The following is a 667-nucleotide window of genomic DNA, read 5'->3' as shown; positions in this document are numbered from 1 at the left end:
GTGGTGGTGCTGTACCTGGGCAAGGTGATGGAAGTGGCCGAGACCGACGAACTGTTCGCACGCCCTTCGCATCCCTACACCCAGGCGCTGCTGGCCGCGAGCCCGAAGCCCGACCCGACGCTTGCGACCGAGCGCATTGCCCTGAAGGGCGACATTCCCAGCCCCATCTCGCCGCCCTCGGGCTGTGTGTTCCGCACGCGCTGCCCGCACGCCATCGAGGCCTGTGCGCAGACGGTGCCATCGCTCGACGAGATATCTCCCGGACACTACAGCGCCTGCATCCGCAAGGAGCTGCTCTCCAACATTGCCGTATGACGACCATGACAGACAACGCTATCGCCAACTTCAACGACCCGCTGCTGGGCAGCAATTTCAAGGGCTATCCGCGCACCCAGCCGCCGCGCCTGCGCAGCGAAGTGGGCGCCGCCGGCTGGAATGTGCTGGCCGGCGACCTGCCGCTGCCGCTCGCGATGCTCAAGCGCGAGGCGCTGGAACACAACCTGGCGTGGATGCAGTCGCGCGTGCGCGAGTGGGGCATCGACCTTGCGCCGCACGGCAAGACCACGATGTCGCCGCAGCTCTTCCAGAGGCAATTGGATGCGGGCGCCTGGGGCCTGACCTTCGCGACTGTCACGCAGCTGGCCGTGGGCGTGGCGGCCGGGGCGCG

1 protein-coding gene and 1 pseudogene are annotated in these 667 nt (G+C 67.9%); both read left to right on the top strand.

The annotated features are described in order from the left end of the window. The coding region (locus NU688_RS33895) for an ABC transporter ATP-binding protein (RefSeq protein ID WP_257865371.1) at positions 1–315 on the top strand (315 nt) is incomplete at its 5' end. After that, a pseudogene (locus NU688_RS33890) lies at positions 312–667 on the top strand (amino acid deaminase); the annotation flags it as partial. The gene NU688_RS33895 and the pseudogene NU688_RS33890, both read left to right, overlap by 4 nt.

It is taken from the genome of Variovorax sp. ZS18.2.2 (assembly GCF_024701975.1).
Lineage (GTDB): Bacteria > Pseudomonadota > Gammaproteobacteria > Burkholderiales > Burkholderiaceae_C > Variovorax.
Note: the sequence above shows the minus strand (reverse complement) of the source record. Positions and strands in the feature narration are given on the sequence as shown.